Origin of the sequence: Paraburkholderia adhaesiva (assembly GCF_021390575.1) — a bacterium.
Taxonomy (GTDB): Bacteria; Pseudomonadota; Gammaproteobacteria; order Burkholderiales; family Burkholderiaceae; genus Paraburkholderia; species Paraburkholderia adhaesiva.
On the sequence record NZ_JAJEJQ010000004.1, the window covers coordinates 380,241 to 389,287 of the forward strand.

The following is a 9,047-nucleotide window of genomic DNA, read 5'->3' on the forward strand; positions in this document are numbered from 1 at the left end:
CCTATTAGTATCGAATGAGGGAGGGTTGGCGAATGGCACAAATGGGACGGCCTGGGTTGCCGCCAGAAGGCAAGTCAGAGGTTTGGCGGCGGTGGCGGGCAGGCGAATCGTTTCTTGGTATCGGTAAGGCACTAGGCAAGCCTGCAGGGTCGATTTACGGCGTGATCCGACTATGCGGAGGGTACACCCCTGCTGCTCGTAAGCGGCCGTTGCGGGCATTGACGTTGAGCGAACGTGAAGATATCTCGCGCGGCATCTCCGCTGGACTTTCGATTCGAGCGATTGCCCGCGATTTGAGTCGCGCGCCTTCCACGATTTCCCGTGAGATTGCGCGTAACGGCGGAACAGGCCACTATCGAGCTCTGGAAGCCGAGGAGCGAGCCTCGAAGGCCGCTCTGCGACCCAAACACTGCCTCCTGGAGCAGAATCGGCGCTTGCGCTACGCGGTCGAGCGTAAGCTTTGCCGCGAATGGTCTCCAGAGCAAGTGAGCGGTTGGCTTAAGAACCGATATGCCGATGACGAGTCGATGCGCGTGTCTCACGAGACGATCTATCGCAGCCTGTTTGTGCAAGCGCGCGGCGTCCTGAAGAAGGAGCTGCAGTATCACTTGCGGACCCAACGGAAGATGCGTCACTCACGCTTTTCTAGCACGAAGGGCGCTCGCAACAAGATCGCTGACGCGGTTTCGATTCACGAGCGACCACCTGAAGCAGCTGACCGTGCGGTACCTGGTCATTGGGAAGGAGATCTCGTCAGTGGCGCCAACAATACTCATGTCGCTACGCTGGTCGAGCGGCGCTCGAGATTCACCATCCTCGTCAAGGTAAAGGGAAAAGACACGGTGAGCGTTGTCGCGGGCCTCAAGCGCGAGGTTAAACGGCTGCCGCGGCATCTACGCAAGTCGCTCACCTGGGACCGTGGCATGGAGCTAGCGAACCACAAAGACTTCACCATTGCCACGGATGTGAAGGTCTACTTCTGCGACCCGCGAAGTCCTTGGCAACGCGGTACCAACGAAAACACGAACCGACTTCTGCGTCAGTACTTGCCTCACGGTACGCAACTTGATCAATATTCGCAGGCGGAACTGAACAAAATCGCGGCGCGACTCAATGAAAGGCCCAGAAAGACATTGGGCTTCATGTCTCCGGCCGATAAACTACGCGAGGCTGTTGCAGCGACTCATTGAACCTACCACGGCGTACTTCGCGAAGGGGTCGCGGTGAAGTACGCCTGGATCGATACTTACCGCGACCGGTACAGCGTCAGTCGCGTGTGCCGAATACTTGATGTATCGCGCAGCGGCTATTGCCAGTGGCGGCGGCGTGGCGCAAGCGGACGCGCTCAGGCCAATGCAGCGCTGGACGCTGCGGTCGCCGCCATCCACCGGTCGAGTCGCGGCAGCTACGGCCGTCCTCGTATCGTGCGGCAGTTGCGTGACCAGGGCCAGCCGGCGAGCGCCGAACGCGTACGTCGCAGCTTGCAACGCCAGGGGCTGCGCCCGGTCTACAAGCGTCCGTATCGGGTCACGACGGATTCGACGCATCGCCTGCCGGTGGCGCCGAATCTGCTTGATCGTCGTTTCGACGGCTGGCTGCCCAATCAGGCGTGGGTCAGCGACATCACGTTCGTCCGGACCGGTGAAGGCTGGTTATATCTGGCGGCGATCCTGGATCTGGCGAGCCGACGCGTCGTGGGCTGGTCGATGTCCGAACGAATCGATGCCGACCTGGTCTGCCAGGCACTGCGCAGCGCGTGCTGGCAACGCAAGCCGGCACCGGGACTACTGTTACATTCCGCCCACTATCGCTGGCCGGGATGGCTATCCCGGATGCGCGATGCCAGGCTCGTTCGCTCTATGTCACGCAAAGGATGCTCGCCTGATAATGCAGCCTGTGAAGGATTCTTCGGGCGGCTCAAGACGGAACTGTTTTATCCTCGAGACTGGCGGAAGACGACCGTTGATCACTTCATTGAGGTCCTCGATTCTTACATCCGCTGGTACAACGCAACGCGGATCAAGGTCTCGCTTGGCTCTTTAAGCCCCCTCGAATACCGGGAAAGCCTCGGTATTGCGGCATAACCCAGTCCAAGATTTTAGCCGCACCGCCCTCCGGCCTGCTGCCCTCGTATAGCACGGAGATTTCATTTGCCGAGATTGATCCGCCAGATCTGGATCGGGTCGTCGAGGGCGCGGTCTTTGACTGGACGTTCGGCCGCTTCGATCTTTCACCGGGGAATCGGGCCAGTTTCGACCAGATCCGGTTCCGGCGTTGCCCCACTGGGTCAAAGGCCCATCTGGCGACGTTCAGCAAGGAAGCGGACAGCCTGTACACGTTCTTTCAGTCGTAGACCTGTATTGCCTGATAGCTAGGTGATTCGCAGTCCAGAAGTATTCCATGCAGGTGCCAGAGCTACCGCCCGAGTGTAACGATTCTCACCAGCTCATCGCGCAGCGCCGAGATGTCCAGAAGATGCTGCGCACGCGTTACTGCGACATAAAGCAGGCGCAGCTCATTGTCCTCGGGCCACGGGCTGCCGTCGGGGCCTCTCAGACGAAAGTCGCCCGCCACCTTCACGCGCTTCCACTCCAGTCCCTTCGCGCGGTGCACGGTCGATATCACGTAGTCGGCCTGCGCCTCGTTCGCACTGCGCTGCGCGAGTGATCGCAGGTAATCCGTACCCAGCTCGTCGACCATGCGTACCAGTGGTTCGAGATCCTGACCGAAGGGACTGCGCGCGAAGGCCCGCGCGTCGGCCCAGGTTTCGAACAGCGAGAACGCGGCCGGGCGGAATGCTCGCTGACCGGCCTGCAACTGGTCGGCGCCGTCCGCGTACGCGAGAATTTCCGCGGTGCTCATGCGGATCGCTGGCCGTTCGCCCGCTTCGAGACCGGCGGCGTACTGCCAGATCGCCGTCACGTTCTTGCGGCACAGGATGGCGTCCACCGGGGGCACGAGCGCCGGGTCTTCCACCATCATCGAGCCAATGCCATCCCGCCCGCGAATCGGTGTGGGCTCACCCAGCATGGCAAGCAGGCGGCTCGCGAGCCCGGCAAACGTCGGGCCGAAGCGGAACGATTCGGTCAGTGCGCATTCGGGTGCATGGATCTGCGCCATTGCGTTGACCGCGCCTCGCCACTCGTAGATCTGCTGGTACGGGTCACCCACGTAGATGATCTGCGCGTGACGCTGGCGCTCAAGAATCGAGAGCATCACGCCGTCACTGTCCTGCGCTTCGTCGAATAGCAGGTAGTCCGCTTCAAGGTGGGGTCCTGACATCGCCCACAGCTTGAGCAGCACATCGGGCGAAATCGCACTGCGCGCGTGTGGCGCTGCGCTTTCTTCCCACAGCCGTTCGACGTGCGGCAGGAGCCACTTGCGCAACGGGTCCGCCATGGCCTCGTCGATTTTCTCGTCGACCACGATGTGCTGCGTCTGCGGCCGCGCATCGGCCGAGCGGCAGAATCGGCCGAGTCCTTCGGCGATCATGCGTCCGATCTCGAACGGCACGATCTCGACCGCCTGGCCGGTGACGGTACGCACTTCGAGTGCGCCCAGCCCGTAACGGGCGGCCAGTTCATGCGGCGGTTCCGGGGCGAGCTTCATGCGATTGCGTAGTGCCGGGCTGGCTGCAGCCCAGGCGCGCGAGTGCATCGTGCGCGCCTGACGCTGGGCGGAAAGCGCCGGGCGGCACTTGCCGCAATCTCGCGGTTAAAGGCGAGATACAGTCCACGTCGCTGCGGGAACTGCCGGGCCACCAGCTCAAGCGTGGACGTCTTGCCCGCTCCCGCAAACGCCTTGATCTTGAGATCGCCGCCCCGAAGCGCCACTTCGAGCACGGCATGCTGTTCTTCGGTGGGCTCGAATGAAGTCGTCATCGGCGGATTGATTGGGAGACTGATCTTCCGTGCTGCCAGGTATTAAAAAAGCTTGTCCTGATCGCCGTTCGCGAGTACTGTATAAATATACAGCTTTTGTCGGGAGACCGCCATGGAGCATCTTGTCAGAATCATCACCGAGCGCGACCGGCTGGTCCTGGCATGGTTGCGCGAGCATGTGGGCGAAGCCGCGATTGAAAAGGCCGTGGCGCAATGCGGCGGCACGGGCAAGCCCTATCTGTCGGCTATATGCCGCCGGCTGGGTGTGCGCGCGCCGACGCTGGCGATGTCGCGGGTCATTGAGCCAAGCCCGGTGGCCGAGCGCTCACTGTGCGCCATCCGGGGCATTCTTGCTTCGTATCACGCGTCGACGAACTCGCGCCCGGGTGTCCGACACTGAACTGCGCGTGATGCCGGGATTTGATATTGCTGGTCAGATGCGCGACCAGAGCATGAAGATTGCGGTAACTGCATAACGTACCGCAATCACCACTCTATCGGGTTATTCGCCACTCGCAATCGGGTGGCTGCTGACTTTGCATGGTTGGCGTCTGGGCGATACGGAAGAACTCGGGATTCACGCCGGCGTCGCGCGCGGCCCGGAGCCAGTTCGGCATGGCGCCCGATCCGTTCCACTCGTTGCCGAACGCATCGCGGTAGACCGGCGCATGATCCAGGTCGTACTGAATGGAATCCGCGAGTGCCTCTGGTGTAATGCCGAACTCCGCCATGCGGCGGCGCAACCACGCGATCAGCCGCTCGCGGGCCTCGCCGTCGCGAATATTGCCTTTCATAAAGAATATGAACCTCGTAGTGGCAAGGCAGAAAACCCGATGCTTACAGAGGCTGGATATTCGCTGCCTGCTTGCCCTTGGGGCCCAGCTTTACCTCGAACTGGACCTTCTGGTTTTCCTGCAATGTCTTGAAGCCTTCCGTGCGGATCTCCGAGAAATGCGCGAACAGATCTTCACCGCCGCCATCGGGCGTAATGAAGCCAAAGCCTTTTGCGTCGTTGAACCACTTGACGGTACCGGTTTGCATATTGAATCTTCCTGAAGTGATGAAAAGAAGGCCGAAGCCCCGACGTGAATCATAGTCAAAACGGCGTGCCGGAACCAGCCGGAGTCCCGTTAGCGGAAAAGAATCAGGCTCGTGTTGTACTGCTGCCGAGCAATTCTATTCTCTCGCGATTTACACAGTCCTCTTCATCTCAGGTGCTGACTCACCCAGTCCCCCCTTAACGCGATACAACCTTGGCGCTTGCCAACGTGCACCTGTCGCGCACGCGATTGATAGCACAGGTGCGCCCGTAACGGGCGAAAGGCGGGCAAAATACCCGCGTACAATGCGCGCAAGGGCCAAAAACCAAGGGGTGACGGTCGAATTCACGACCTGAACACCACATCGCCGACGCGCCGCCAATTCAGCGGCTTGTTCAGCGTAACCTTAGACAATTTCTGGCAGGTTTGGCGCGTCGTTCTGGAAGACAATTATGGCGTGTGCGACGTCTCATATCTCGCCGAGCAGATCGTGCAGTTCGTCGAGTATCGCCTCGCAATCCTGCGCGCGGTGTGTCTGTCGGGCCTCGGCCACGAGCTGCCGCCATAGCTTCCTGCGCCGGGACGATCCACGGTCCCGCCCCTTGAGCATATGCAGCAGGATCTCGTTCTGCGTGCGATATTGCCTTGCGATGCGTATGGCCTGGGCGAGCAGATCCAGGTCCCGGTGCACGCGTGCAATGCGGCGGGTGGCGTCGTCGTGATCGCGGGAGCCTGGCAGGCTCGCCTGCTGAAGCGCCAGGGCATTCGAGAACAATGACCGCAGTGCCGCACGTTGCTCGGTGAGAGCGAGAATCGTGCGTTCGAGAATCCAGTCTGGGCGCCTGCGCGAGCTGTTCTCCAGGAGAGTTTGTGTCTGAGGGGAGCGGCGCAACGGGAATCGTACTTCACCGTGACGCCGTGTTTCAGAACAAGGTCCCGGTGTCGGGTCTGCATAGGGGGGCAGCGTCCCGGTCATCGTGGATTTCATTATGATTTTTCTCATAGTTTTCCTGAATTCATGGGTTGCAGATACAAAAATGACAGGTGATTAGCCGCGGGGGTAATCACCTGTCATATTTTGTAAGCGCTCAATGAACGACGCCCCTCCGACAGGGGGCGACCCAGATGCTGGTATGCTCCGAGGCATGAGCGCAGCGTAGTGGTCAGCGGTTAGCGCGAGCGGTAACTTCTGGAACAGCCAGACGAGATAGCGGTATGGATTGATGCCATTCGCCTTGCTCTCTACGAGCGAATAGAGATTGGCACTGACCTGGGCATCGGCAACCGTGTCAGCGAACAACCAGCCCCGGCGCTTAGAGAAGCATTTCCATAAGCGCCGCTATCGTCACCTCGTAGTTATCGAACGAACCTTCGATAACTACGAGGTGACGATAGTTGCGACCAGTGACGAACGGCCTGATCGCGTTTTCGCACAGTTCGTTGGATATCGGCCAGTTTCCGTTCTCGAGATAACGGAACAGTTTGGGTCACTGACCGTGCATGTACTGCAGGGCCTTGTCGAGCAGACTCGATGGAATGACAGTCAGCAGGTGCTCGAACATCAGGCGTTCGATGGCGGCGAGCACGCGGTCGCTGTTTCGCGCTCGCAGCCGCTGCCGACGTCCTGGTTTCTACTTTGCGTTGCGCGCCTCAGCGGCGAACAGCTTGCCGATCGGCGCGATGAACCGCGTGGCTGGCAGGTCTGGCGTGCGTGCCGCCTTCGGAATGCTTTCTTCGGCCTTGATGAAGCCGCGACACACGTGTGTCTTATGTAGAGCTCGGCATAAGGCACATTCTCTCGAGATAATGTGCCCAACATCCGAGGTGCACGAGCTGGTGATCGTGTGCGATGCCGTTGTACAGCTCATAACCGTCGGTCATCAGCACAGTGCCTGGCTTCACACCCGCATAGAGCCCTTGGGCGTGCTTCGGGCCTCGCCGCGCAGAGTACGACAACTCCGCACTGGCAGTCCAGAGTCGTTCGGCTGCACCCAGAGATAGCTCTTTGATTGAGGTCGTCGTCCCGGCTTCTTCTGCATTTGGAAGGTTGTCTCGTCACCGTAATTGAGTTCCGACTCAAGCAGCACATCACGCATCAGGTTATTCAGCGGCTGCTTTGCCAACCCAACGCGAACAACGCTTGCGGTTGGCGTATTCGATGAGATGTCACCACCGAAGCGGCGCAGCAGGGTTGCCTGCCGGTACAGCGGCATACCGTATTGATATTTGCTGGTGATGATCCACGCGAACGCGGATTCCGTGAGCAGTCCGCGAGCGATGATCCTCGCCGGCGCTGGCGTGATCCTGATATCGAGATTGCAGCAGGGGCATGCGTATTTCACACGCTGATGCTGGATGACGCGTACGGTCATCACCACACGCGGCCGACCATAGTGCGAAAATCAGACCGGTACGAATCGCCGGGTTGGCCCCATCGTTCTGGACGAAATGTCGTACGCCAGACGGATGCTGGGAGTTTGTCGGACCGCCCCGACCGGCCGGCAGCGGTCGGGCATACGCCGGTGCAACGGGAATAGCAATGATCCGCGGTGTGTTGTCGACTTTTGCGCCACCACCACGAATTATTGATGAAGTGCAAAGGAGAGGGGTTAAAAGGTTAAAGAAGTTGAAATATAATCGATGTCGCGCTCTGGGTAACGTAGCATCTACGTGTCCGCCATCTGAAGATCGTGGCGGGCGTCTGCCGGAAACACTGGCAGCTAGGTCTGGCGACCTAGATACGTAGAACCCCGTCCGCCCGCAAGGGTGGACGGCTGCCTTCGCGCGTCCTTCCTATGGGCGGGCCTTGGGAGGGAGGTCTCGGACCTGCCGGTTCTGGTTCTACACCGGTTCGCCAGCCCTGTCATAAGCCCGCTCACCCATTCCTTTTCGTGGTTGCGGGCCTTCCGATAAACGGAAACAGGACGCGCCATGAATAATCCCTCTGTCCAAGCCACATCTGCGGCCGATGCGTCACGGGCTGCCCCGCGCGATTTGACCGATGATCAGTGGCGCCGTGTGCGGTCACTGTTTCCCATGTTTGCTGTAGACGTGACAGTGGAAAAGCCTGGGACCGGGCCGAGAGATGTGCTTAACGGCATTCTGTGGAAAGTCCACACCCGCCGCCCGTGGTCGCATATCCCGGCCAATTATCTAACAAGACGATGTTGCAAAAGCATCTGTCAGGCTTGGGATCGGACGGGTCTGCTTGCGGCCATCCTGCGCGAGCTGTATCGCGACAGCGCCGGGCGTATGCTCGCCGAAACCAGGCGGCTGACACCTCGCGACCGTGTAGGTCGGCTGCGGCGGTTTTCGCCGCCGCCTAAGTGGGGCTTCGATGCGCAACCGGAAAAGGAGGCGCAACGATGATGAAGAACAAAGCGCCCGTTACGCACGAAGTTGCGGCCGGAACTGGTCATGCCCCCCTTAACCCCGCAAGGCCGCATCGCCATCTCGAAGACCCGGTTGCCTTCCACCGCGAACGTGCCCGCAAGGGCCCGGTCGAACTCCTCAATATCGTGGCCGGCTGCGCGGTGCAATCGAGCGCGATGGTTCACGCGGACCTGCGCCCGATTCCAGCTTTCAGGCGATCCTGTCACCGTAGAAACGCAGGCGGCACTAAGGCGCTGGCCGTTCATCGCGCCGTATTCAGAGAGGCTGTCCATGAGCGCGGTCCTGAATTTTCCGCATGCACTGCAGCGCTACGATATTACCGAAGAGGCGTTCATGCAGGACGCCGGCGCGATGTTCAAGCAAGCTTGGCATTAAATACGTTGGCTGGAATAACGCGAACGAAATGCCATCTTCTGCTACCTGTTTCATCACCTGCCCCCAAACGGCTGGATTTCAACAAGTTAGGGCGAACGGTGTGGGTGTTCAATGCGCCGAGTGCACTTTTCGCAACGACTTCTTGGATTGGTTAGTGCGCGTCATATATCCCATACAGTCGTGCTGTTTCGATGATTGAAGGCGGTGTTAAGGGCTGCAATTTTAGGGTCAGCCGCGCAGGTTGTTTGCTTTAGCAGTGCTAAAGCAAGGCTGAACGAAGCGTTAATGAAAATCGCGCGCTGCGCCATTCAGATGGCGAAACGTTAAATATTTTTATAGATTTATAGGACTACGAAAA

The 9,047-nt window shown here is 59.7% G+C and carries 8 protein-coding genes and 3 pseudogenes; 4 read left to right on the forward strand and 7 right to left on the reverse strand.

The window, feature by feature from the left end; all coding sequences use genetic code 11:
- The first annotated feature begins 32 nt into the window (after positions 1-32).
- Positions 33-1,190: an IS30 family transposase gene (locus tag L0U80_RS29650; RefSeq protein WP_233874526.1), complete on the forward strand. Its 1,158-nt coding sequence runs from the start codon at positions 33-35 to the stop codon at positions 1,188-1,190.
- Between the two features lie 9 nt (positions 1,191-1,199).
- A pseudogene (locus L0U80_RS29655) lies at positions 1,200-2,084 on the forward strand (IS3 family transposase); the annotation flags it as partial.
- Positions 2,085-2,415: 331 nt separating this feature from the next.
- On the opposite strand, the gene L0U80_RS29660 reads toward L0U80_RS29655, so the two are convergent.
- Positions 2,416-3,609 carry an ATP-binding domain-containing protein gene (locus L0U80_RS29660; protein WP_308444899.1) on the reverse strand — a complete coding sequence of 398 codons (1,194 nt, stop codon included), beginning with the start codon at positions 3,607-3,609 and terminating at the stop codon, positions 2,416-2,418.
- A complete protein-coding gene (locus tag L0U80_RS31740; protein ID WP_308444900.1) occupies positions 3,606-3,881 on the reverse strand; it encodes a DEAD/DEAH box helicase family protein in 276 nt (91 codons plus the stop codon). Before L0U80_RS31740 ends, L0U80_RS29660 begins: the two co-directional genes overlap by 4 nt.
- A 112-nt stretch (positions 3,882-3,993) precedes the next feature.
- Here L0U80_RS31740 and L0U80_RS29665 point away from each other — a divergent pair, with 112 nt between their 5' ends.
- Positions 3,994-4,281: a CppA family protein gene (locus tag L0U80_RS29665; protein WP_233874661.1), complete on the forward strand. Its 288-nt coding sequence runs from the start codon at positions 3,994-3,996 to the stop codon at positions 4,279-4,281.
- A gap of 94 nt (positions 4,282-4,375) precedes the next feature.
- Here the strand turns inward: L0U80_RS29665 and L0U80_RS29670 are convergent, their stop codons facing one another.
- The 4 genes and pseudogenes from L0U80_RS29670 to tnpC all read right to left on the reverse strand — a co-directional run.
- A complete protein-coding gene (locus tag L0U80_RS29670; protein ID WP_233874664.1) occupies positions 4,376-4,675 on the reverse strand; it encodes an H-NS family nucleoid-associated regulatory protein in 300 nt (99 codons plus the stop codon).
- A gap of 43 nt (positions 4,676-4,718) precedes the next feature.
- Entirely contained in the window at positions 4,719-4,922 is a 204-nt protein-coding gene (locus tag L0U80_RS29675; RefSeq protein WP_233874665.1) for a cold-shock protein, read from the reverse strand.
- Between the two features lie 468 nt (positions 4,923-5,390).
- Complete coding sequence (locus tag L0U80_RS29680; RefSeq protein WP_233874666.1) at positions 5,391-5,909, reverse strand: hypothetical protein; 519 nt, start codon at positions 5,907-5,909, stop codon at positions 5,391-5,393.
- A 60-nt stretch (positions 5,910-5,969) separates the two neighbouring features.
- Positions 5,970-7,287: pseudogene (tnpC, locus tag L0U80_RS29685) on the reverse strand (IS66 family transposase); the annotation flags it as partial.
- A gap of 670 nt (positions 7,288-7,957) precedes the next feature.
- Here tnpC and L0U80_RS31900 point away from each other — a divergent pair.
- A pseudogene (locus L0U80_RS31900) lies at positions 7,958-8,080 on the forward strand (hypothetical protein); the annotation flags it as partial.
- A gap of 23 nt (positions 8,081-8,103) precedes the next feature.
- On the opposite strand, the gene L0U80_RS29690 reads toward L0U80_RS31900, so the two are convergent.
- Positions 8,104-8,586 (reverse strand): hypothetical protein, encoded by a 483-nt coding sequence (locus tag L0U80_RS29690; protein ID WP_233874667.1) that lies wholly within the window; start codon positions 8,584-8,586, stop codon positions 8,104-8,106.
- Between the last annotated feature and the right edge of the window lie 461 nt (positions 8,587-9,047).